Genomic DNA, 23,286 nt, shown 5'->3' with positions numbered 1-23,286 from the left:
GGCGCTGATTGTTCAATTCTTTGTTTTAATCAAGGTATGTATTTGTTTTTAAAGGTAAAGACTCCTACGGCGCAGAGCGAAAAATCGTTGGCGCAATCGACCACCAGCGCGGCAGTAATTGCCTGACCTTGTGCTCGCCAAAACGGTCGTCGATCAACATCACCACCCCTTGATCCTGTTGCGTACGGATGACCCGTCCAGCGGCCTGAACCACTTTCTGTACGCCGGGATAAAGGTAGGTGTAATCGTAGCCAGCGCCGAAAATCGCAGCCATGCGCTGTTTCAACTGCTCGTTGACCGGGTTCAGTTGTGCCAGCCCCAGGGTGGCGATGAACGCACCGATCAGCCGTGCGCCGGGCAAATCGATGCCTTCGCCGAACGCACCGCCGAGCACTGCAAAGCCGACGCCCTCGCCGTCTTCGGTGAACCTGTCGAGAAAGTCCTGGCGTTGTGCCTCGCCCATGCCACGGGATTGCGACCACAGTTTGATCCGCGGGTGCCGCTCGGCCAGCAACTGCGCCACCTGCTGCAAATAATCGAAACTGCTGAAAAACGCCAGGTAATTGCCGGGGCGTTTGCAGAACTGCCTGGCGATCAAGTCCACGATCGGTTCGAGAGAGGACTGGCGATGTACGAACCGCGTGGAGATCTGGTCGACGATGTGCACTTGCAGTTGATCGGCGTGAAACGGCGACTCGACGTCGATGCACACCGTGTCCTGCGGCGCTCCCAGTAAATCGGCGTAATAGTGCCGGGGGCTGAGGGTCGCGGAAAACAGCACCGTGCTACGCGCGGCGGTCAGGCGCGGGCGGATGAAGCCGGCGGGGACTACATTGCGCAGGCACAGTTGCGAGAGGTTGCGCTGGCGCTCGAGGTCGCGCTTGCTGATGTCGAACAGGAACTGCTCATCGAACAGTTCGGCGACCCGGCAAAAGTGCAGCATCTCGAAGTAAAATCCCTGCAGTGCGCTGTCCAGGCCTTGAGGGTGATCGTTGAGGTAGTCACCGATGTTGGCGCTGCACGATGACAGCGCCTGCAGGAGCTTTTCCGGCGCCTTGTCATAGGCCTGATAGGCGCCGGTTTGCGCGTTATGCAGGGCATTCCACTCGCGGTTGACCCGTTGCATGGGTTTTTTCAGCGCTTCGGGCGCGGTTTTGCGCACGCCGTTGAAGGTCGCCTGGTCGAGGCTGGCGCTGTACATCTGGCGGCCGCGTTCCACCAGGTTGTGGGCTTCGTCGACCAGCACCGCGACCTTCCAGTTGTTGGCCTGGGCCAGACCGAACAGCAACGCGCTGAAATCGAAATAATAGTTGTAGTCGGCAACCACCACGTCGGCCCAACGCGCCATTTCCTGGCTCAGGTAATACGGGCAGACATCGTGCGCCAGGGCGACCTCGCGCAAGGCGCTCTGGTTCAACAGGCTCAGTTGACTGGCCGCCTGCCGTGCGGCGGGCAGGCGATCGTAGAACCCCCGGGCCAGTGGGCAGGACTCGCCGTGGCAGGCTTTGTCCGGATGTTCGCAGGCCTTGTCCCGGGCGATCATCTCCAGCACCCGCAACGGCGGCGCATCGGCGCTGGCAAGCATCACATGCGCGGCGTCCAGGGCCAGTTGCCGTCCCGGGGTTTTCGCCGTAAGGAAGAACACCTTGTCCAGTTGCTGCGGCGCCAGCGCCTTGAGCATGGGGAACAAGGTGCCCAGGGTCTTGCCGATGCCCGTGGGCGCCTGGGCCATCAGGCAGCGCCCCGTGCTGACGGCCTTGAACACCGACTCGGCCAGATGACGCTGCCCCGGTCGAAAACCGGCATGGGGAAAGGCCAGGCCCTGCGCAGCCAGATTGCGCCCTTCTCGATGGGCGACTTCCTGTTCGGCCCATTGCAGGAACCGCGCGCAATGCCGTTCGAAGAACTGTTGCAACTCGATGGCATCGAAAGACTCGACCAGGCGGGTCTCCTTTTCACTGACGATGTCGAAATACACCAGTGCCAGACTGATCCGCGAAAGGTCCAGTTTCCGACACATCAACCAGCCGTAGATCCTGGCCTGGGCCCAATGCAATTGGCGGTGGTTGGCCGGTTGTTTGCTCAAGTCGCCGCGGTAGGTCTTTACCTCCTCCAGGCAGTTTTGCTCGGGGTCATAGCCATCCGCCCTGCCCTTGACCGTCAAGGTTTGGTACTGGCCCTCAAGGGCAATTTCGCTTTGGTAACCCTCGCTGCGCCGCGAGGCCACCGTACGGTGCCCGACGATACCTTCCAGCGCGGTCGGTGACGGTGTGAAGCGCAGGTCGAGGTCGCCGGTCTTGGCGGTGAACTCGCACAGCGCCCGCACCGCAATGCTGTAGCTCAATCGCCCTGCTCCGCCCATTGCACGTAGCACACGGCGATGGGCATCTGGTGCTCATGACAGAACTCCAGCCAGCGCAACTGGTTGTCCTGCAGGCGATCGCCCGGGCCCTTGACCTCGATCATGCGGTAGGTCTTTTGCTGCGGCCAGAACTGGATCAGGTCCGGCATGCCGGCGCGATTGGCCTTGATGTCCAGCAAGAGGCGGTTGAACCAGTGCTTGAGGTGCTCGGCCGGGAGGCAATCGAGGGCTTGCTCCAGCAACTCTTCGCTGAGCACGCTCCAGAACACGAACGGCGACTGCACGCCCCACTTGGCGGCATAACGTTCGCGCATGGTCTGCCGGTAGCGCCCGTCGTCGAGTTCGGCCAGGCAAGCCTGAAACAGTTCGGCCCGGCGGACATGGAAGTCTTCGCTGAGCAAATCCACCGGCCCGCGCTGGAACGGGTGAAAAAACGCCCCCGGCAAAGGCGCGAAGATCACGGGCCAACACAGCAGGCCAAATAATGAATTGACCAGGCTGTTTTCCACGTAGTGCACCGGCGCCGAATCTTGCGCCAGATGCGCCTGAACATAGAACTCGACCGATAATGCCGGGTCTGTCCTGGGCAATTGCAGGTCCAGGCGCTGCATTTCCCGAGGCGCTGCCCGCTTGATGGGCGGCCCGCCGAGCTTGCGCCGCAGACGTGGCAGGACGCGGAGCAACTGTTGGTGTTCCGCGGCGCTTTGCGGTGCCTGTTCAGCCTGCACGGCCAGGTCCATCGCCTGTTCAAACTGGCCGCTGCGTTCCAGTACGCGAATGAGCCGCGCACGCGCGCCGGGAAAAGCGCATTCGCGGTACAGGTTCAGGGCCATGGAGAAATCGGCGATGCGTTCGCAGTACTGGGCCATCTGGAACAGCAGCTTGCCGCGCCGGCGTTGCAACCACGGATTGTCCAGCGCCAGGCCCTTGATCCGCTCGGCCACCTCTTCCAGCGCTTCACCGGCCTCGAATTGTTGCTGGTATGCGTGCAGGAGGACGCAGGCATCCACGTCTTCGCGGCTGCGCAAGCCACGGGACTCGGCACAGAATTCGACTTTTTCGTAGGTGTAGATACCGAGGTCGGCCAATACGAACTCCGACCAGTCCTGATACAGGTTGCCGAAAAACATCAGGCGCAGGCGATCGCACAATTGCATGATGGTCAGGCTGAACAGACGCTCGTCCAGGCTCGGACACCAGTCGTTGAAGCTTTGCACCTGGGGAAACTGCTCGCACAGCGCCGGCAACCAATCGGCTTTCCTGCCTTTGGGTTGATCGATGACAGCGGCAAAGGTCTGGAGGATTTCTGCCTTGAGCAACACCTCGAACAGTTCGTCGATGGCGATGGGCATTTGCCCTTCGACCCAACCCAGCTCGAGCAGCGGGCCGGCGGCGGTGCCGATATCGCCGATTTCGTCGTAATGCAGCTTGCTCGCCCTGAAATGAACGCCTTTGCGCATCACCATTCTGACCAGCAGCGCCTGCGATTCACGGGGCAACCGCTTAAACTCATGTGTGAAGCGCTGCTCTTCGACGCTCAACAAATCGCTTGAGCGCTGCTCAAGCCAATCAAGCACTTGCATGAAGTTGTTCAAGTAGTAGAACGGATCGTCGAGGGGATTTGCAGTCACAGGGAAATGGGCCATGGCGAGCGAATACTGGTTATGCGTACAGATACCAGTTCCGCCCTGCGCGGCGCAATCGGAAAAGGATAAATGGCGGCGCTGTACGGTATTTTTTCCGGGCAGTAGAACTTTCTGCCCCCGGGCGGCACCAACCGCCAGAGAGAAACGGTGACAGCCTCGAGCTGATGGTGCTGCTTCAAAACGTACGGGAGGTGATTATGGACATCAAGACATTGGGCTTGCCCCTGGCTGCAGCGGCCCTGCTGGCGCTGGCCGGTTGCTCGACGCCAACGGTGGTGACGCTGCAGAACGGCACCCAGTATTTGACCAAGGACATGCCGGAAACCAAGACAAAGGATGGCTTCTTCGAGTTCGAAGATATTTCCGGGGCGAAAGTGAAAGTCAAGGCTGATGAAGTGGCCACGATTCGCAGGGAAGACTGAATTTCGCGTTATCGTTCATCGCGGGAAAGCCCGCTCCCACAGGGTATGCGCCAACCTTGCGGGAGTGGGCCTGGTCCGGGCGGCGCTCCGACGAAGAGGCCCTTACCGGCGCCAACTCACCATCAGGCGATCACAAACCCCGCACCCGACAAACTGTCCAGCCCGACCCCGACCAATGTCACTGAATCATTGCCAAACGTCAGCACGGTATCCTGCCCCACCACGGTGGCATGGTCCCGGAAGTCGTCGGCCGGCGTAACACCCTGTACCCCGAGAAACACCAGTTTGTCGTTCGACTGATAGCCCAACACCCGGTCGTGGCCAAACGCGCCGTTGAACAGGAACGTATCGATCCCGCCCCCCGATTCCAGCAGGTCGTTGCCGGCCCCGCCGATCAAGACGTCGTTGCCCTTGCCTGCGATCAAATGATCGTTGCCGTCGAGACCGAACAACCAATCGCCGACCGCCTGCGCCTTGAGCGTATCGTTCCCCATGCCCCCCTTTATCGACGACTCGTACCGGGTCAGCTGGTTGCCGTCCGCCAGCCCGTTTGCGGTGACGCTGTGGGTCACGTCATCCTTGACCAGCCCCCATAAAAAGCCCGGCTCCTTGCTCATGATGCTGCCGATGTCACGGGTGATACTGATGCCGCCATTGGCATCGCGGATGTACAGGTTGCCGGCGCCGTCGTTGGCAAAGTCGAAGTTTTTCACCGACTGCTGCAAGTCGAGCACGTTGTGCCCGTTGCCGCCCAAAAGGACGTTGTAGCCACCGGCATCACGGAAGGTGTCGTTGCCGTCGCGGCCTTCCAGATAGTCGTTGCCCTTGCCGCCCTGGATCAGGTCGTTGCCGTCACTGCCGATAATGAAAGTGCTGCCTTTGTGGATGTCGGCATTGCGGTTCAGGTCCTGGACCCAGGTGTTGGCCCGCGCCGGGTCCGAGAGGTTGGCAACAACAATGGTCGAGTCTTTGCTGGTGAGGTCGTAGAACCGTGACTCCAGCACCCGGGTCATGCCGTCGCCATAACCGGTCGGCAAGTGGGAAATCCAGGTCGGAATGTTGAGGATGGAAAACGGCAGTAGATTCCATGCGGTCGACGCGTAGTGGTCATTGAAGCTGACAATGTTGTTGGTGGCCGAGGCTTGATCGGCATCGTGCACACCGACCGATGCCAGGTTGAACGCCGAACCGTCCAGCGCGCGGAACACTGGATCGTTTTCATAGCCGACGTTCAGCACTTTGTCGCTGCTGCCTTGAGTTGGCGAGGCGTAGGCAATGTAGTTGGAATCCTGGAAGAAACCGCCCCATTTTTCGCGGCTCAAATCCGCCAGGCTATTGACTGCCAGCCCGCCGAGACTGTGACCACTGACCAGCACGTCATTACCGGACAACCCGTTGGCCCGGGCAAACGCCGCGACGTCGGCGAGCAGCTTGCCGAACGCTTCACCCACATAGTTTTTCGCGTAATCCTGTGGACCCAATGCCGCCAACAGGTCATTGATGACATCGCCGATGGAGTCACTGATCTGGCTTTCACGAGGGCCACTGGTGCCGCGAAAGGCGATGCCGATTTCCGTGAGGTGCCCTTGGGCGTCGTATTTACCGAGGATTTCCACCTGGGCGCTGGTATAGCCGGCCTTTTCACCGAAGAAGGTTCCCCGTGCATCGACTTTGCCGTCATAACCCAGCTGCGCGGCGGTGATGGGTGTCCAACCGGCTTTCTGTACCGCGTCCAGTGCGGCCTTTTCCGAATCGGGGTTCCAGGGGATACCGGGAATCACCCCTTGGGAGTCGGTGCCGCCAATCAGCGCGGTCACCAACGTTGCCGGCAGGCCCACGCCGAAACCGTTGTGCTGGTAACCGGTGGCAAAGCCGTTGTCGAGGTTGTGATAGGAGTACAGCGTGATTGCCATCGCGTCGGTGAACAACGCTTTGGCGTCTTCTGTACCAAGGTTCTTGTAGTCGTACACACCCATGGGTATTGCCTCTCTCTTTGTTGGAATTGTCAGAGATAGCTCACAGCCGGGACACCTCGATCGCGAGATGCCCGGAGCCTCCAGTGCTGTTACAAAAATCTGTCAGGCAAACACAAAACCGGAAGTCGACAGGTTATCCAGCCCCACCCCGACCAGGGTCACGGAAAAGTCGCCAACCTTCAGCACCGTGTCTTGACCGGCCTGGGAGACATGCTGTCGGTAGTCATAGCCCTGCCCCGCGTCTTCAACGCCCATGAACACCAGGGTGTCACTGCCCTGGTAGCCATTGATCGCATCAAATCCGAAAGCGCCGCTGAACAGGAAGGTATTGCTGCCGTCCCCGGTGGAATGCATCACGTCGTTGCCGTTGCCGCCGACGAAGGTCACGTGGCCCTTGTCGCTGCGCAATACGTCATCGCCGCCGTTGCCGAACAGCCAGTCGCCCTGGGCGTCGGCCAACAGCGTATTACCGAGGGCATCGCCGTTGAGCGAATGACTGTAGCGGGTCAGTTCGTTGCCGTTAAGCAGGCCGTTGCCGGTGACGGTCCAGGTGATGTCCCTGGTGCTCCACCATGATCCGGACTCCTGGCTCACCAGCGCGCCGATGTCCCGGGTCATGCTGATGCCGCCATAGGCGTCACGCACGAACAGCGTGCCATCGCCATCGTTGGCGAAGCTGAAGTTCTGCAGTGGCTTGAGCAGTTCGAACGTGTTGTTGCCCTTGCCGCCCAAAAGTATGTTGAAGCCGCCGTCGTCGCGGAAACGGTCGTTGCCGTCCCGGCCTTCGATGAAGTCATTGCCGGCGCCGCCCTTGAGCCAATCGGCGCTGTCGGTGCCGATGATAAACGTGCTGCCCGTGTGCGGCTCGCCACTGCGCCCGAGGTCCTCGACCCAGGTGGCGCCGCGAGACGACGCCGACAGGTTGGAGACGATCAGGGTCGAATCCTTCCCGGTCAGGTCATAGAAGGCAGAGTCGATCACCCGGTTCAGTCCGTCGGCGTAACCCGGCGATCCATGGGCCGACCAGTTCAGCGGGTTGAGAATGCTGAAGGGCACCAGGTTCTGCGCGGTGGAGGCGTACTGGTCATTGAAGTTGACAACGTTGTTGGTCGCTGAATCCTGATGACCATCGTGCTTGCCCAGTGAGCCACTGCTGAAGGTAGTGCCGTCGAGCACCCGAAACACCGGGTCGTTCTCATAACCGATGTTGAGCACATTGTTGCCGGTGGCGCTTTGGGTTGGCGAAGCGAAGGCGATGTAGTTGGCTTCCTTGAAGAAACCGCCCCAGTCATTGCCACTCAACTCCGCCAGGCTGTTGACCCCCAAACCGCCAAGACTATGCCCGCTGACCACAACGTCCCTGGCACTCAGGCCGTGGGCGATGGCGAATGCAGCGACGCTCTTGAGCAGGCTGTCGAAAGCGTTTTTCGCGTAGTTGCTCGCATAATCCACCGGACCGACTGCGGCCAACAGGTTGTTTTTCATGTCGCCGAAGGTGTCGCTGTACCCCAGGCCACCGGTGCCACGGAAGGCGATGCCCAGGCCGATCAGGTTCCCGGCCCCGTCGTATTTACCGAGGATTTCGGCTTCGGCGCTGGTGAAGCCGTCCTTCTCGCCATAGAAGGTACCTTGGGTGCCAACCTTGCCCTGATAGCCCAAGGCCGAGGCACCAATTGGCGCCCAGGCGGTCGCCGGGAGTGGCTGGCCGGTAGGCGTATACGCGTACAGCGCCAGCGCGATCGCGTCGGAGTACAACGCCTTGCCGGCCTCACTGCCGGCATTTTTGTAATCAAACAGTCCCATTTTCTTGCTTCCTTTGCGTCAAATCAGAACTGCCAGTCCAGGGTCAGGCCCACACCATGGTCTTTTTCCCGGGAGCCGAGCAGTCCGTTGTAGTCCAGGTTCAAGCGGGTATCGCGTCCCAGCGCCCAGCCGGCCCGGGCACCGACCACCGCGGCATTGCGGTCCATGGACACGCTTTGCACGCTGAACGCGGTGTTGCCATTGACGAAGGCCAGGTGGTCTTCGGAACGGGTGTTGCCCAGGTTGTGCTGCCAGCCGAGCGTGCCGGACAGTTCCAGTTGTTGCTGATCGGACAGCGCAATGGCTTTGCTCGCCCGCAGGCCAAGGGTCGAGAGCACCGCGTCGCGGTTGTTTTCACCGCCCTTGAGTGCGGCGGCGTCACCTTTTTCGCTGAAGCTGTCGCTGTTCAGGTGCACGTAAGCCAGGTTGACGAACGGCTCCAGTGCCAGCGGTTGCAGGTCCAGGCGATACGCCGCTTCGGTGAACAGTTGCGCGGTGGTCGCATCGCGTTTGGATTTCTGCTTGCCGCTGACGTCACCGAATTGCAGGTCGCGTTTGACGTCGATGCGATGCCAGCTGTAAGCACCGCCGACGCTCAGGCGCAGCGCGTCGATTTCGTGGCCCAGGTAGGCGCCCAAGTGGTAGCTGTCGACCGATGCCGACGAGTGCGTGCCATCGCCCATGCTCAACGAGCTGTCGCTATAACCGGTAACGAAACCCAGTCGTGTGTCTTCAGTGATCAAGCCATCGACGCCGGCCAGCAGCCCGCCGATGGAGCTGTTGGAACTGGCGTTGTCATTCCCGCCATCGCTCTTGCCCCAGGCGCCGAGCACTTTGAGCCAGGCATTGCTGCGGTCATCGGTCGGTGCGCTGGCGTCGAACAGATCACGCTCGCGCAGACGTTCGCCGACCGCATCGCGCAGGTAGCGGCTGTCGTTGATCAGCAGCGTGCCGATCGCCGGATGAATCTCACCGGACAGTTGCTGGAACGCTTGTTGCGCGACAGCGGCGGTCGGCGACAACAGCAGGGTTTCGTAGAGCCGATTGCCTGTGCCCAGTTGCTCGGCGGCAGCGGCCACGGCCCGTTGATTCGGGGTCAGGCCTACACTGGTGAAAGATGTCGCATTGCGCTCCACCGCCAGTTGAATGCTGTCCGTCGTGTAACCGAGGGTGCCACCGATAAACAGGTAGTCCGGCAACACCGCCCCGAAACGCCCTTCGATCCCGCCAGCGGCTTGCAGGATGTTGTACTGATTGCCCAGCAGGGTTTTCGCCTCGCCGGTGGTCAGCAGCGTTGGACTGTTTTCCAGGGTCAGGCTGACCGTTGCGCCTTCGATGGTGGCTGTGCCGCCGGCAATGATCTGGTCGCTGCGGGTGGGCGACACCTCTACGGCGTAGGTCGAGCCGGGCTCGAAGGTCATGTCGCCCGTCACCTGCAAGGTGCCGATGGAGTTGCCGGGCGCCACGGTACCGCCGCTTTTCGCAGTCAGTGCCGCGATACTGCCGTTACCACCGAGGATGCCATTGTCATTGACAGTGACGGCCGATAGCAGCGAACCGTTGACGGCCAATCGGCCCTGATTGACCAGGGTCTGGCCGGTGTAGGTGTTGGCTCCGGTCAGCACCAGCGTGCCGATGCCCTGCTTGGTCAGGCCGCCGTGGCCGGATATGTCGTTGCGCCAGACGTCGAGCCCGCAGTGCACGTCGTTGCACACACGCTCGGTGGGTTTGCCGGCGTCGATGATCGCGCCGATACCCGGCAAGTCCGCGACAAACTGACTGAAGCCGTAGGCGCCGTCGATGCGGAACTCTTCGGGAATGTCCTGCTCGGTGACGAGCATCGCCGGGCCGTCGATGCCTTTGCGCAGGTTGATCATGCCCCAGCCATACAGCGAATCGACGCCGGGTGCGCCGAGGTCGGTGGCGGTGGTACGCAGCACGCTAGCGACTTGTGCGCCGGTCATGTACGGGAAGCGTTCCATCAACACCGCCACCGAGCCGGCAACGTGCGGTGCCGCCATGGAGGTGCCGTTGTAATTGGCGTAGCCGGTAGTCAGGTCAGCGGCATCGGTGCCGCTGATGATCGAACTGTAGATCCGGCTGCCCGGCGCCGACACGCAGAAACTCGCGGTGTAGCCGCAGCGCGACGAGAAGGTGCTGATGTTGTAGGGGGCGGGACTGTTGGTGTCCGGGTTCTTCTGCAAGGCGGCGACGGTCATCCAGTTCGGCGCGATCTCGGGGACGAAATAACCGAGGCCGGCGATGGCGTCCGGGTTGTTGAGGTTGTAGTCGTTACCGGCGGCGAAAATCGTCACGATGCCGCTGCGGGCCGCCGCGATGGCGCCGTCGTAGGCACCGCCGGGTTTGGTCCCCAGCAAGGTCCGGATCTCGTTGAACTGCAGTTGTGCATCCTGCACGGTGAAGTGCGGATACGCCGGGTCCCGACCGCCGAGGTCGAAGCGGTCGGTGATGCCGATGCCCCAGCTATTGTTGATGATCCGCGCGCCGCTGGCGATCAGGGCGTCCCAACCGGCCTTGTACACCGCGCCGTCGTTGCCGCGTACGATACCGTCTTCCGGGCCCGGGTCGCCGTTGTCGGCGCTGATGATCTGTGCACCAAAGGCGACGCCGTGCATCGGTCCGCCATCGCGGCTGCCGGCGGCGATCCCGCCGACGTGGGTGCCGTGGGCACCGAGTTTGCCGTTGGAGCCCACCGAGGGCGAACCGTCATAGAGAAAGGCGTCCCCGACCTTGACCGGAATGTACGGGTCGGTGTACTCGCGGATGCCGCTGGTCACCAGCGTGATGACCTTATTGGCTCCGGAAAACTCCGGGTGCAAGGCGTATACCGGTTGGTCGAAGATCCCCAGCTTCACGCCTTTGCCGGTGTAACCGGCCGCATAGGCATCCTGCGCGTTGATCGCCCCCAGGCCCCAGTCAGCGCTGAACTCTGTGCTGCGCCAGCTTTCGGGATCGCCTGTCCTGCCGTTTTCCACGTAGGGTGCCGCGTGTGCGGTGCCCAGTGTGGCCAACGCGCAGAGCACGGCTAGATTGTTGTACTTGTTATTCATCGAGCTACCTTCCTTAGTTGTGTTGCCAAAATCCTTGTTGTTAGACGCCTTGCCTCAATTCCTCTTGGTTAAAACGCGCCACTACAGGGGCTGCGGTGTGCAGTTCCTCAACAGACAGGCATTTTTTGAGTCCTCTCCATACTGTTTTTAATAGCTACTGCACCCTCGGTCCCTGGCCGAAGGCCTCATCCACCTTGGCCAGGTCCTGCTCGCTCAAGGTCCCGGCGTAGAAATGCAACCGGGTCCAGGCCATTAGATAGTCGTAGCGGGCCTGGGCCAGATCCCGGCGGGTGGTAAACAGTTGTTGCTCGGCATTGAGCGCATCGAGGTTGACCCGCTCACCGCCCAGAATGCTTTGCCTGGTCGAGACCACCAGCGCTTCGGCGGAGACCAGGGCCTTCTGATAGGCACGCAGCTTGCTCACCCCTGTCAGGCAGGCGCTGAACTGCCGTCGCAATTCGATCAGGGTTTCCCGGGTCTTGCCGTCCAGTTCGTACTCGGCCTGTTCCATCCCACGGCTTGCCTGGCGGGTCGATGCAGAAACACCACCGCCGGCGTACAGCGGCACATTGATTTCGATGCCGATGGTGTTGGTGTCGTAGCGCTGGTTGTAGGTGTTGCCGCTTTCCGATTCATTCTGACGCACCGTGGCGTAGGCGCTGACCTTGGGCAGGTGCCCGGCCCGGTTGCGCTCGACCTCGTAGCGCGCCACTTCAAGCGCCTGGCGCTGGGAAGCCAGGTTGGGGTTGTTGGCCACGGCCATCTCATGCCAGGTGTCGTAATTGGCCGGCTGCAGGGTGAAGGTCTGGAAGTTTTGATCCAGTGGTGCAAGGTCGGCAATGTCGATCGCCGGCACACCGATCAGCGCGCCGAGTTCGCGCAGAGATGCATCCTGTTCATTACGTGCTTCGATTTCTTCGGCGGTGGCCAGCTCATAGCGCGATTCGGCTTCGAGAATGTCCGTGCGAGTACCTTCGCCCTGGCGAAACATCTGCTCGTTCTGCTGGAACTGCTGCTCGAAAGCTTTCTTCTTGGCCAGGGCGATATCGATCTGGTCTTGGGCGAACAACGCCTTGGTGTAGTTTTCCAGCACCCGCACCAGCAATCGCTGGCTCTTGCCACGAAAATTTTCGTCGGAAAACAGCGATTGCGCGACGCCCTTGCGATAAGCCGCGTAGGCCTCGTAGTCGAGCAACGGCTGTTGCAAGGTGAGGCTGGAACCGTAACTGCTGTAGTTGCGGTCATCGCTCTGGTTTTGCCCGCGCTCGTTGAGGTAGGTAGCCTTGGAGCTGTTCCTGCCCTTGTTGTAGTTGTAACCCAGTCTTGGCAACAACCCGGCGCGGCCGATGGCACGGTTCTCAAGGCCTGCATCGCGTTCCTTGATGGCGCCGAGGAATACCGGATCATTGTGCAGTGCCTGTTCATAGATCTCGAACGGTCCCATGGCCGCCACGGCCTGGTTGCCCGCGAACAACATCAACGCCGCCCCGAGCATCGAAAGCTTTTTCATACAGCCGAACATCCTTATTCCTCGGTCAACGCGGAGCCTGCCCGGTCGAGCAGCGGTTTGAACAAATAATTGAGGAGCGAACGCTCACCGGTACGCACGAACATTTCCGCCGGCATACCGGGCTTGATCACCAGGCCATTGAGTTTCTCCATGGCCTGGTCACTGACGCTGCTGCGCAGCACGTAGTACGGTGCGCCGGTTTTCTCATCGAGCAACTGGTCGGCGGAGACCAGGCTGACTTCACCTGGTACTCGCGGGGTGCGGCTCTGGTTGAAGGCGGTGAACAGGATATCCACCGGCAGGTGCGGACCGACCTTGTCGATCAGGTTGACCGGCAGGTGCCCTTCCACTTCCAGGCGCGTGTCCTGAGGCACGATCTCCAGCAGGTTGTCGCCCTGGCGCACCACCGCGCCTACCGTGTGTACACCCAGATTGACCGCAATGCCGTCAGCCGTGGCGATGATCTCGCTGTGCTGCAGATCGAACCCGGCGGAGGTCAACTGTTCCTCCAGCGTCACGCTTTTGAGCTGCGCTTCGGCCAGTTGGGTGCGTACTTCTTTCTGGTACTCCTCGATATGCTGTTGCAACTTCAAGCGGGACTCGACAATGCCCTGCTCCACCCGACCGCTTTCGCCGAGGTTTTCGGCCAACTGCTGTTGCACTTGCGACAGTTGCCGCTGGTACTCCATCAACCGATTGCGCGGGATGTAGCCGTTTTCCGCCAGTGGCGTCAGATTGCTTAGCTGTTGTTGCAGGGAATCGGCCTGAGCGCTCAAGTCGGTACGGGCACGGCGCATGCCGGCCAGTTGCGCGCCGGCACCTTCGATGCTGGCGCGCAACGCGGCCTGCTCGCGGGCGAAGGCATCGCGACGACTGCTGAACAACTGGCGCTGGCCTTCGAGCACCAACGCCAGACGCGGGTCGGGATCATTGCTTAGCTCGGCGGGGAAATTCACCTGCTTGAGGTTGTCCCGCTCGCTTTGCCAACGGGCAAGGCTGGCCCAGGCCATGCGGTACTGCGCTTGCAACGATTGCACGTCCGCGGCGACCTGGGTCTGGTCGAGCCGGAACAACGGCTGGCCCTGTTTCACCCGCTGGCCTTCGCTCACCAGAATCTGGCTGACCACGCCGTTGCTCATCGACTGCACGGCCTTGCGCTTGCCCGAAACCACCACTGTGCCCTGTACCGGTATGCCTTGATCGAGGGGGGCCAGGCTGGCCCAGGTGAAGAAACTGCCAGCGCCGACAATCGCCAGTATCCAACCCAGGCGAGCGAAGTAACGCGCATCGCGTTCAGGCTGTCCAGCCAGGTAGTCGTGCTCCATCGTCGCTTCGTTTTGAGGGTTTACCTGCCTGCGGCTCATACGCCCGAACTCCTTGTCGCGGGCTGAGACTTCCAGCTCATGCTGAGCCCGCCCGGCGCTTGCGCGGTTTTTTCATGTTGTGCTTGCTGAGCCCCCGAGAGTGCCTTGAGCACTTCCTGGCTCGGACCGAACGCCTGCAAGCGGCCTTCGTTGAGCACCAGCAACTTGTCCGCCTGGGCCAGCGCGGAAGAACGATGGGTCACCAGAATCACACTGGTGCCCTGGGCCTTCATTTGCGCAATCGCGCTGGCCAACGCCGCTTCACCCACGGTGTCGAGGTTGGAGTTCGGCTCATCCAGCACCACCAGGCGCGGCTGGCCGTACAGCGCACGGGCCAGGGCCACCCGTTGTTTCTGCCCGCCGGAAAGGCCACTACCGTCTTCGCCGAGCACGGTGTCGTACCCTTGCGGCAGGCGCAGGATCAGTTCATGCACCCCGGCCTGCTGTGCGGCGGCCACGACGCTCTGTGGATCGGCCTCGCGGAAACGCGCGATGTTTTGCGCGATGCTGCCGCTGAACAACTCGATGTCCTGCGGCAGGTAACCGATGTAAGGCCCGAGGTCGTCGCGGTTCCAGCGATGGATGTCCGCACCGTCGAGCCGCACCGTACCACCGAGCGTCGGCCAGACACCCACCAGTACCCGTGCCAGTGTCGATTTACCGGAACCGGAAGCACCGAGCACGCCCATCACCTCACCCGCTGCGAGGCTGAAACTGACCAGGTGCAGGGTCGCCGCCCGTTGCCCCGGAGGCGCCGCGCTAACCTGCTCAAAGGTGATCTGGCCCTTCGGCGCCGGCAGCGCCATGGCCTCGTCGCCCCACGGGAAGGCTTGCAGCAAGGCGTCGAGACGGCGGTAAGCCAGCTTGGCGCCGCTCCATTGTTTCCATACGGCGATCAACTGATCGATAGGACTCAGCACACGGCCCATCAGGATCGAACCGGCAATCATCATTCCCGCAGTCATGTCACCCTTGATCACCAGCAATGCGCCAAGGCCCAGCACCAACGATTGCAGGCTCAGGCGCAGGGTTTTGCTCAAGGAACTGATGACGGCGCCCGTGTCGCTGGCCTGGTTTTGCAGGCCGAGGAACCGTGAATGCACCTGAAACCAGCGATTGCGCAACGCCCCCAGCATGCCCATGGCCTGAATGGTTTCGGCGTTATGCAAATGGCTGGTGGCCAATTGGCTGGATTGCTGGGAACACGCGGCGGCTTCGCCCAACGGTTTTTTGGTCATGGACTCATTCAGCCAGGCCAGCGCAATCAGCAGCAGAGCCCCCGCCGTGGCAAAAACGCCGAGCCAGATGTTGAACAAATAAATCACCAACAGGTACACCGGGAACCACGGCGCATCGAAAAACGCGAACAACGCCGGGCCGGTGACGAACTGGCGAATATGTGTCAGATCCCCCAGCGCCTGTCCCGCATTGCCTTCGCCTTTGAACAGGTTGCGCTCGAACGCCGCCCGATAGACCCGCAGATTGAACCGTCGCTCCAACTGACTGCCTATACGGATGACGATGAAACTGCGGACAGCTTCCAGCAAACCGATAAAGGTAAAGAACCCGACAATCATCAGCGACAACATGACCAGTGTTGTTTCATTCTGCGAAGACAGTACCCGGTCATAGACTTGCAGCATGTAGATAGAGGGCGCCAACATCAGAATGTTGATCAGGGCGGTAAAACAACCGACGCTGATCAAGATGCTCTTATAGTCCCCCAGTGCCTTTATTAATGGTGTGGTGGCTGGGGCCTTCGCCATCTTCATTGGTTATTCCTGAGCTGATATTTATCGCCACGCGCGGGCGAGGTTCCAGTTAACTGTCCGCACACGGTCGAGACATTGTTTGCCCGTTATCGTTTACAAATAACGAACAATGTTTTGTGATCGATAAAGTGCCGGGGGATTGCGCTTGACTGCTTTTGCGGCTAACGCGTCGGCCGCTTGAGGGTAATGATCCGACCCGACTGCAAAGTACCTTGATAAAGCCCTTCGAACTGACGGTTGAAAAACAGGATTTTTGAGCCTTCCTTGCCGGTGATTGCAATGCCGTCCGGTTCGGGAAACCAGCCGATCGCCTGCTCCCCAAGCCAGGCGGTGAAACAGTCCGCGCCAGCACCCAGGGTTTGATTTGGCTGAAAGTCGATCAAGCATTCATTCGAAGCAACGAGCGGTGATTTGTCCGTGTCTTGCGCGGCTCTTAGCGTAGCCAGCCAATTGCCAGCCAACTCTGACGGATCCGCCAGTTTCAGACTGCTTGCCATGGTTTCCTCTCCAAAAAACATCATCAACGCTGCCAGTAGCCACGCGCTTGTCTTGCGGGAAAAGACGCTGTGCGTCATAGGTTCTTGTACTCCGGGCCGCAACCCTGCTTACGGTAAGAGAGCAGCGCATCGGGCGCCGCCCTCCTTGTTCACCTCACATCAAGCCACGATGTCCGAGTACGCCGCCTGGCCCACGGTACTGACCAGGAAATCAGCCGCGCCATGCCCCGAGAAGTCGATCGACAACAAACTGTTGCCGCCCGAGGTGCTGAGCACCGCATCGCCCACCGCCCCGGTGAAGGCGCTGACAAAGTGCAGGCCCGCGCCGTTGGTGATGCCGGTCAGGTCGATCTTGTCCAGACCGCTGACAAAGTCGAGGATCTGGTCGACCGTACCTGGCCTGGAGTCACTGCTGGCCGCAAACACGAAGGTGTCCGAACCTGCGCCGCCCCACAGTTTGTCCGCGCCGCCAGCGCCGTAAAGGATGTCGTTGCCGGCACCGCCTTTGAGCTCGTTGGACACGTTGTTACCGATCAGCAAGTCGTTGCCCGAACCGCCAATGGCGTTCTCGACGGTGACACCCTTGGCGATGGAGACGTTACCCACCAGGCCGCCGACGTCCGAGAACGACGTTTCATTGAGGTTGATCTTCTGGTTCTGGGTAAACCCGGAAAAGTCCAGGGTGTCCTTGCCGCCTGCATCCCAGACCGAAAACACCACCTTGTCCGCCGAAGAAGACGCGCCAAGGAAGTCGCGACCGGCGTTGGAGTTGAAACCGTAGGTAGTGTCGCCGGTGCGAGTGGTGGTGTTGGCACCGTAGAGCTGCTGAATGGCAGCGATATCGTCAATCAGCGGGCCGGACGCGTAGGCTTCGACGCCGCCCTTGCTGAAGTTCTGACTGGTATTGCTTTCACTCCAGTAGCTCATGACGCTGTAGCCGCGGGTGTCTTGCCCATAGGACGCGTCATTGTAGGTCGGTGCACCCTCGCCGGCGTTGTAGTCGCCGGGGTGGGCCAGGCCCAGGGAGTGGCCGATTTCGTGGGTCAGGGTTTGCCGGCCATAGTTGTTCAGGTCCGGGGTCTTGTTGGGCGTGTAACTGCTGTTGATCAGGTACCAGGAAGTCCCGTCGTAACCGGCCCCGGTACCAGGCAGGTAGGCAAACGCAGCCGCACCGTCCTGACCGCCGCTGTAGTTGCCGAAGGTCATGTGGCCATCGCCGCCGCTGGCCTTGTCAGTGAAGGTAACATTGGCCACGTCGGCCCAGGATTGCATGGCGAGCACGGCCTGGGCTTTCTGTTGCGCGCTGAACTGACTGAATCCGGTAATCCCGTGCTTGTACATCGTGCTGGACGATGCCGAAGTCAGGAAGGTATAGGTCAGCTCTATTTTGCCACTACCATCCTTGTCCTGGTAAGCAGCGCAGTCGCGCAGCAATTGGTTGGCTGCCTGATCGACGGAGAACGACGGTTTGCCATTGACCGTGAGGTTGCCGCCCCGATCATACTGATGGCTGAAACTATTGATCTGATTGAATGCAGAACTGCTTGCCGCCAATGCTGACAGTGGCAGCAGCACCTGTTCGGCGGAATCAATAGCGTGATCTTTTACTTTCGACATAAACACACTTCCTTGTTTAGCTATGGAACAGTTTTTGTCAGATAAAGACGATCCCTGGCGAGATCGTCCTATCACTCGCCCAATGAAGGCGTAGGAAAACTGACACAATTAGAAATCAAACGTCCACTACTTTTTTGACGTCAAATTTGCGCATTCAGGAATGTGCCCGTAAACAGTGGGCGTACTGAGAAAGTATTGAGTTAAAAAATATTAGATGGGAGTTATTGTCGGACAATCGACAATTTAATTATTAAATATAGGTAAATTTCCGGGCACTCGAATCGTCCGACTATTTATGTTTAATCCGTTAAACATTTCAATGAAGTGATCACCTCTGAATACCGGGTTATCGTTCTTCGCGAGCAGGCAACGAATGACCATCAGGCAATAACCATTTCAACTCCGCAAAGGCTGCACAACCGGCGTTGTCGCCCCACTGGAACCCTCCCCGGTGTGGCAGGTTTTGCACACTGCCTTAAACTGCGATACAGCCCATGAACGAATGACGGTGCAAGGGTTCGATGGATTGCCTTACACCACGGGCCTCACGAAATGATCCGGGTGAAGCCGACATGAAAATGGTCACGCCTCTTTTGGCCGCTCTCATCGCCGCCAGCGCGTGTGCGGTAATGAGCATTTGTGCGAATGCCGGGACGACTACGGTCCTGGCAACCAGCTTCGACTGCGCCAGGGCCAGCGCATCCGTCGAGAAGCTGATCTGTCGCGACCCACAGCTGAAGCGGATGGAGATTGAACTGACACGCCTTTATCGCCTGGCGCTCACGGACGATCATTCGGTACCGCGCCCCGACAAGGTCGAGATCGAACAGCGCTTCTGGGTCGACGCGCGAAATCAATGTGCCACCAAGGCAGAGCCCAAGGCCTGCACGATCCGCAGTTATGCCGAACGCGCACACCAGCTTCGCCAGGGTTCGGCCATTGCGAGGACCAAGGATCCAAGCAGGCTCACCGATGGCCCCGTAGCCTTTCGTTGCGCAGGATTGAACGCGTTGATTGCCGCTACTTTCTTCAATGTCGAGCCGCGTGTGGTGTACCTGAAATGGGCGAATACCTCTGCCACCCTTATCCAGGTACCGAACGATTATGCAAGCCAATACAACGGCAAGGATTTGCGGGGTAGCTACGGCTTTTGGCAAACCGGTGACGAGGCCCTGTTACAGATCCCGGGCTCGGGGCAAATGCGTTGTACGCTCGAGCCAGTTGGCTGATGGCGCATCGGGACATCCTTTCCCGGTGGCCTGATGCAGCTTGTCAGCTGCCGGTGCGGATCTTGTTCCAGACCCGGGTACGCACCCGGTCGATGTTCAGTGGCATGGCTTCCAGCGCAAACAGCTTGCCCATCATTTCAGGACTTGGGTAAACCTTGGTGTCGTTCTTGATCGCAGGGTCGATCAGGCTGTCGGCCTGCTCGTTGCCATTGGCGTAATGCACGTAGTTGCTGACGCTGGCCATGACGTCCGGGCGCAGCAGGTAGTCCATAAAGGCGTAGCCGGCCTTGTCGTCCGGAGCGTCGGCCGGCATCGCGACCATATCGAACCAGATCGCTGCGCCTTCCTTGGGAATCGAGTAGCCGATGTCGATGCCATTGTTGGCTTCCCTGGCGCGGTTTTCCGCTTGCAGGATGTCGCCGGAGAAACCGACCGCGACGCAGATGTCGCCATTGGCCAGATCACTGGTGTACTTGGACGAGTGGAAATAGCTGACATACGGCCGCACCTTCATCAGCAGGGCTTCGGCCTTTTTGTAGTCTTCCGGGTTCTTGCTGTGATGCGGCAAACCGAGGTAGTTCAACGCGGCCGGCAGCAGTTCGGGGCCGTTGTCGAGGATGGCCACGCCGCACTTCTGCAACTTCTGCATGTTCTCGGGCTTGAAGATCAGGTCCCAGGAATCCACCGGGGCGTTGTCGCCCAGCACCGCCTTGACCTTGGCAATGTTGTAGCCGATGCCGGTGCTGCCCCACAGGTAAGGGAAGCCGTGCTCGTTGCCCGGGTCGTTGGTCTGCAATGCCTTGAGCAATACCGGGTTGAGGTTTTTCCAGTTCGGCAACTGACTCTTGTCGAGCTTCTTCAGTGCGCCGCCTTCAATCTGCCGGGCCATGAAGTGGTTGGACGGAAACACCACGTCGTAACCGGATTTTCCGGTCATCAGCTTGCCATCGAGGGTTTCGTTGCTGTCGTAGACGTCGTAGGTGAAGCCGATGCCGGTTTCTTTCTGGAAGTTTTTCGTGGTGTCTGGCGCGATGTAATCCGACCAGTTATAGATTTTGACGGTTTCGGCGGCCTGGCTGATGGATGCAACCAGCATCAGCGGAGCCAGAGTCAGGGTCTTTCGGATCATGAGTCGATTCCTGTAGAGGTTGTTGTTATTGGCAGGCAATCAAAAGATCAGCTTTCAAATTTCAAAAGCATTCAAAAAATCAAAACGTAGGTCTTGCGCACGGTTTCCTGGATGTCCCAGATACCGAGGCTATTGGCTGGCAGCATCAGCGCGTCGCCGGCCTCGATGTGCAGCGGTTCGCCGCCGTCGGGCGTGAAGGTGCAGCGGCCCTGAATGAAGTGACAGAATTCCTGGGCGACGATCTGCCGCCGCCAGCGCCCGGGGGTACATTCCCAGACACCGGTCTCGACGCCGTCGTCGCGTTCGACGCTGGTGGTCGAAGCCACGGCCACGGGAGTTCCCAGGGGCACGGCGACCGGATTGGATTCGTCCAGTTTCAGGGTTGCGGTGTTCTTGAATTGCGTGATGCTCATGGCGATACCTGTCGATGTAGAGACGCTGTTTAGTGCATGAAACCTTCCATGAAACCGGCCACCCCGCTGGCCAGCCTGCGCCGCCAGGGCGCTGTGGCCGGGTTGGCCAGGGTCTGGTCCTCGTGGACAAAGCTGCGGATGATCGCGTTGTAGCCGAGCCAGCGGATCGGCTCCGGCTCCCAGGCCCGCAGTGCGTCGAGGCCGCGCTGGGGGATGACCCACGGTTGGCGTACCAGATCGGTGTCGCGCCCCAGGATCAGGTCGGCCAGCGTGCGGCCTCCCAGGTTGCTGGCGCCAACGCCCTCCCCGCCATAACCGCCCGACAGGGCAATGCCGTTGGCCCGGTCGCAAAGCATGTGTGGCTGGAAATGCCGGGACATGCCCAGGTTGCCGCCCCAGGAATGGGTGATCTGCACGTTCTTCAACTGCGGGAACAGTTCGCCGAACAGATAACGCCGCAGGTGTATTTCGTCAGCGCTCAGGTCGAAGTCGTGGCGCAGCTTGCCAGCGAACTGGTACCCGCCACGGGCGCCAAAGATCAATCGGTTGTCAGCGGTGCGTTGACCGTAGGTGACCTGGCGACTGGCCTCGCTGAATGCCTGGCCGTGACTCAGGCCGATTTCGTCCCAGATGGCCGCCGACAAGGGCTCGGTCGCGACGATCAGGCTCTGCACCGGCATCTGATAACGCCCCAATGGCGGCAGCGTCACGGAGTAGCCTTCTACCGCCGGCACCACCCAGCGACTGCGCACCGAAGCTTTGGCCGTGCGCAGACTGCCGGACTGCCAATGGGTGACCGGGCTGTTTTCGTAGATTCTGACGCCCAGGCGCTCCACCGCCCGGGCCAGCCCCCGTACCAGCCTGGCCGGGTGAATGGTCGCCACGTGCGGCGCGTAGATACCGCCGTAGGGTTTGGCGACGCGGATCTGTTGCGCCAGTTGTTCCGGGGTAAGCCAGCGATAGTGGCTGTCGTTGAGGCCCTGGCGGTGGAGATCGTCCAGGTAGCGACGCAGGCTGGCCTCCTGCTCCGGATAGCGTGCGGCGCAATACAGCACCCCGCCTTTGCGGTAATCGCAGTCGATTCCCTCACGTTCGAGGACAATCTCCACTTCATCCGGAATGCTGTGCAACAAATCGTAGGAGGCGCGGCGCGCTTCGGCCGACAGTTTGGCCAGCAGGCGGTCTTCTCCCAGCAAATTGCCCATCAGCCAGCCACCATTGCGCCCCGACGCGCCGAAACCGGCGGTTTGCGCTTCGACGATGGCGATGTTCAGGTCAGGTTTGTGCTGCTTGAGGTAGTACGCGGTCCAGAGGCCGGTGTAGCCCGCACCGATGATCGCCACGTCCACATCCAGGTCCCGGTCCAGTGCCGGACGCGCCAATAGGGGCTCGTCGAGCTGGTCCATCCACAAACTGATAGTGCGCCACGCCGGCATGCAAGACTCCGCCACTCAAACTTCGATGACGTCGATCCTAGTGCGTGGGCTCAGGCGCTGTCTTGCGCGCGTGCACGCAAAGAAATTTGTTTGACGTAGGCCTTGGGGGACTGGCCGGTGTGCTGGCGGAAACAGCTGTAGAACGCCGACAGAGAATTGAATCCGGCAGCGAAGGCCAGTTCGTCGATGCGCACTGGCGGCATGGCGGCATCCAGCGCCGCAAGCAAATGTTGCAGGCGCGCCTGGTTGACGTAGCGGTAGAAGCTCTGGCCCAGCACCTGATTCAACAGGTAGGAAATCTGGTTGCGGCTGTAGCCACACTCCTTCGCCACTCGTTGCAGATCGAGCTCCGGGTCGAGATAAGGCTGTTGGCGCTGGAAATACTGCTGTAGGTCATCGGCCATGAAGCTCAGTTGGCGAGGCGACAGACCGAGCCGGCTGACCGCAGGGCGCTGATTGCCGGACGTTTTGCTGCCGGGTTGTTCATGCACCAATGAAGCATATTCATTGACCCGCCAGATCAGCCCGTCCTTGACGGTGATCGCTTCGCTGGCGCGGAACGATACCAACCCTTCACCACCGCGCAAGGTGATGCGGTACTGAATGAACGCAGTGTTGCCGTCCAGTCGAATGCGGTCGGAGTGCTCCAGCGCTTCATCCGGATCCCGGGGCATGCTGCTGCGCACATATTCGCGCAATTCGGCCAGGCCCATGACCCGGTTCTGGAAAAAGTCGTTGTACTGGACTTCAGGGTGATAAAGCGCCATGACGCCATCCAGATCCCGGTGCTTCCAGCGCAAGTGATAGCGCATGACCGTCTCGCCCGTGGCCTGGGTTTGCAGCGGGCCATCATCATCGGCGTGCATTGAACATCTCGACGGGAAAAGACCGAGCTTGCCCAACTTCCGTTTTGTCTTCAACGACCAAACCGATTATGGCTTGTGCCCGCAAATGGCCGATAAGCGTGACCTGAATCAAAAAAAGCGCCGGCAATCGCCAAACGACCTGAAAACTCCACATTGTTTTCACATCCGGATGC

The 23,286-nt window shown here is 60.3% G+C and carries 16 protein-coding genes; 2 read left to right on the top strand and 14 right to left on the bottom strand.

Annotated features, from left to right (window positions below; genetic code table 11):
* Nucleotides 1-64 precede the first annotated feature (64 nt).
* Complete coding sequence (locus tag KW840_RS14305) at nt 65-2,344, bottom strand: ATP-dependent DNA helicase (protein ID WP_218495801.1); 2,280 nt, start codon at nt 2,342-2,344, stop codon at nt 65-67.
* The gene (locus tag KW840_RS14300; RefSeq protein ID WP_218495791.1) at nt 2,341-4,008 is read right to left on the bottom strand and encodes a VRR-NUC domain-containing protein; all 1,668 of its coding nucleotides are present in this window, start codon (nt 4,006-4,008) and stop codon (nt 2,341-2,343) included. The genes KW840_RS14305 and KW840_RS14300 overlap by 4 nt, the downstream gene beginning before the upstream one ends.
* Before the next feature lie 197 nt (nt 4,009-4,205).
* Between KW840_RS14300 and KW840_RS14295 the strand changes: the two genes are divergently transcribed.
* Nucleotides 4,206-4,430 carry a YgdI/YgdR family lipoprotein gene (locus tag KW840_RS14295; RefSeq protein WP_218495789.1) on the top strand — a complete coding sequence of 75 codons (225 nt, stop codon included), beginning with the start codon at nt 4,206-4,208 and terminating at the stop codon, nt 4,428-4,430.
* Between the two features lie 122 nt (nt 4,431-4,552).
* Here KW840_RS14295 and KW840_RS14290 read toward each other — a convergent pair whose 3' ends face one another.
* The 8 genes from KW840_RS14290 to KW840_RS14255 form a co-directional block, all read right to left on the bottom strand.
* Complete coding sequence (locus tag KW840_RS14290) at nt 4,553-6,406, bottom strand: polyurethanase (RefSeq protein ID WP_218495786.1); 1,854 nt, start codon at nt 6,404-6,406, stop codon at nt 4,553-4,555.
* Nucleotides 6,407-6,508: 102 nt separating this feature from the next.
* Nucleotides 6,509-8,209, bottom strand: coding sequence for a polyurethanase (locus KW840_RS14285; protein WP_218495784.1), 1,701 nt, complete (start codon nt 8,207-8,209; stop codon nt 6,509-6,511).
* A 23-nt stretch (nt 8,210-8,232) separates the two neighbouring features.
* Entirely contained in the window at nt 8,233-11,280 is a 3,048-nt protein-coding gene (locus KW840_RS14280; RefSeq protein ID WP_218495782.1) for an autotransporter serine protease, read from the bottom strand.
* 154 nt (nt 11,281-11,434) lie between these two features.
* A complete protein-coding gene (locus tag KW840_RS14275) occupies nt 11,435-12,802 on the bottom strand; it encodes a TolC family outer membrane protein (RefSeq protein WP_218495772.1) in 1,368 nt (455 codons plus the stop codon).
* Nucleotides 12,803-12,804: 2 nt separating this feature from the next.
* Complete coding sequence (locus KW840_RS14270) at nt 12,805-14,115, bottom strand: HlyD family type I secretion periplasmic adaptor subunit (protein WP_371318468.1); 1,311 nt, start codon at nt 14,113-14,115, stop codon at nt 12,805-12,807.
* 35 nt (nt 14,116-14,150) lie between these two features.
* The gene (locus KW840_RS14265) at nt 14,151-15,926 is read right to left on the bottom strand and encodes a type I secretion system permease/ATPase (RefSeq protein ID WP_218495770.1); all 1,776 of its coding nucleotides are present in this window, start codon (nt 15,924-15,926) and stop codon (nt 14,151-14,153) included.
* 161 nt (nt 15,927-16,087) lie between these two features.
* Nucleotides 16,088-16,501 (bottom strand): AprI/Inh family metalloprotease inhibitor, encoded by a 414-nt coding sequence (locus tag KW840_RS14260; protein WP_218495769.1) that lies wholly within the window; start codon nt 16,499-16,501, stop codon nt 16,088-16,090.
* A gap of 81 nt (nt 16,502-16,582) precedes the next feature.
* On the bottom strand, nt 16,583-18,040 hold the full coding sequence (locus KW840_RS14255; protein ID WP_218495768.1) for a serralysin family metalloprotease: 1,458 nt from the start codon (nt 18,038-18,040) through the stop codon (nt 16,583-16,585).
* Nucleotides 18,041-18,612: 572 nt separating this feature from the next.
* On the opposite strand from KW840_RS14255, the gene KW840_RS14250 reads away from it, so the two are divergent.
* On the top strand, nt 18,613-19,269 hold the full coding sequence (locus KW840_RS14250) for a hypothetical protein (protein WP_057714793.1): 657 nt from the start codon (nt 18,613-18,615) through the stop codon (nt 19,267-19,269).
* A gap of 43 nt (nt 19,270-19,312) precedes the next feature.
* Here the strand turns inward: KW840_RS14250 and KW840_RS14245 are convergent, their stop codons facing one another.
* The 4 genes from KW840_RS14245 to KW840_RS14230 form a co-directional block, all read right to left on the bottom strand.
* Nucleotides 19,313-20,398: a polyamine ABC transporter substrate-binding protein gene (locus KW840_RS14245; RefSeq protein WP_218495766.1), complete on the bottom strand. Its 1,086-nt coding sequence runs from the start codon at nt 20,396-20,398 to the stop codon at nt 19,313-19,315.
* A 71-nt stretch (nt 20,399-20,469) separates the two neighbouring features.
* Nucleotides 20,470-20,811, bottom strand: a complete 342-nt coding sequence (locus KW840_RS14240; protein WP_008050088.1) for a cupin domain-containing protein — start codon at nt 20,809-20,811, stop codon at nt 20,470-20,472.
* A 29-nt stretch (nt 20,812-20,840) separates the two neighbouring features.
* Nucleotides 20,841-22,247 carry an FAD-binding oxidoreductase gene (locus KW840_RS14235; protein ID WP_218495765.1) on the bottom strand — a complete coding sequence of 469 codons (1,407 nt, stop codon included), beginning with the start codon at nt 22,245-22,247 and terminating at the stop codon, nt 20,841-20,843.
* 50 nt (nt 22,248-22,297) lie between these two features.
* Complete coding sequence (locus KW840_RS14230) at nt 22,298-23,113, bottom strand: AraC family transcriptional regulator (RefSeq protein ID WP_150812999.1); 816 nt, start codon at nt 23,111-23,113, stop codon at nt 22,298-22,300.
* Between the last annotated feature and the right edge of the window lie 173 nt (nt 23,114-23,286).

The sequence above is a fragment of the Pseudomonas sp. PDM30 genome, from assembly GCF_019218985.1.
Taxonomy (GTDB): domain Bacteria; phylum Pseudomonadota; class Gammaproteobacteria; order Pseudomonadales; family Pseudomonadaceae; genus Aquipseudomonas; species Aquipseudomonas jessenii.
This window is presented reverse-complemented; position numbering and strand designations above follow the sequence as displayed.

Bases quoted from the DNA above. Each gene is read 5' to 3' on its own strand.
- KW840_RS14300 (WP_218495791.1), bottom strand. From the start codon at position 4,008: ATGGCCCATTTCCCTGTGACTGCAAATCCCCTCGACGATCCGTTCTAC.
- KW840_RS14295 (WP_218495789.1), top strand. From the start codon at position 4,206: ATGGACATCAAGACATTGGGCTTGCCCCTGGCTGCAGCGGCCCTGCTG.
- KW840_RS14290 (WP_218495786.1), bottom strand. From the start codon at position 6,406: ATGGGTGTGTACGACTACAAGAACCTTGGTACAGAAGACGCCAAAGCG.
- KW840_RS14285 (WP_218495784.1), bottom strand. From the start codon at position 8,209: ATGGGACTGTTTGATTACAAAAATGCCGGCAGTGAGGCCGGCAAGGCG.
- KW840_RS14280 (WP_218495782.1), bottom strand. From the start codon at position 11,280: ATGAATAACAAGTACAACAATCTAGCCGTGCTCTGCGCGTTGGCCACA.
- KW840_RS14275 (WP_218495772.1), bottom strand. From the start codon at position 12,802: ATGTTCGGCTGTATGAAAAAGCTTTCGATGCTCGGGGCGGCGTTGATG.
- KW840_RS14270 (WP_371318468.1), bottom strand. From the start codon at position 14,115: ATGGAGCACGACTACCTGGCTGGACAGCCTGAACGCGATGCGCGTTAC.
- KW840_RS14265 (WP_218495770.1), bottom strand. From the start codon at position 15,926: ATGAAGATGGCGAAGGCCCCAGCCACCACACCATTAATAAAGGCACTG.
- KW840_RS14260 (WP_218495769.1), bottom strand. From the start codon at position 16,501: ATGACGCACAGCGTCTTTTCCCGCAAGACAAGCGCGTGGCTACTGGCA.
- KW840_RS14255 (WP_218495768.1), bottom strand. From the start codon at position 18,040: ATGTCGAAAGTAAAAGATCACGCTATTGATTCCGCCGAACAGGTGCTG.
- KW840_RS14250 (WP_057714793.1), top strand. From the start codon at position 18,613: ATGAAAATGGTCACGCCTCTTTTGGCCGCTCTCATCGCCGCCAGCGCG.
- KW840_RS14245 (WP_218495766.1), bottom strand. From the start codon at position 20,398: ATGATCCGAAAGACCCTGACTCTGGCTCCGCTGATGCTGGTTGCATCC.
- KW840_RS14240 (WP_008050088.1), bottom strand. From the start codon at position 20,811: ATGAGCATCACGCAATTCAAGAACACCGCAACCCTGAAACTGGACGAA.
- KW840_RS14235 (WP_218495765.1), bottom strand. From the start codon at position 22,247: ATGCCGGCGTGGCGCACTATCAGTTTGTGGATGGACCAGCTCGACGAG.
- KW840_RS14230 (WP_150812999.1), bottom strand. From the start codon at position 23,113: ATGCACGCCGATGATGATGGCCCGCTGCAAACCCAGGCCACGGGCGAG.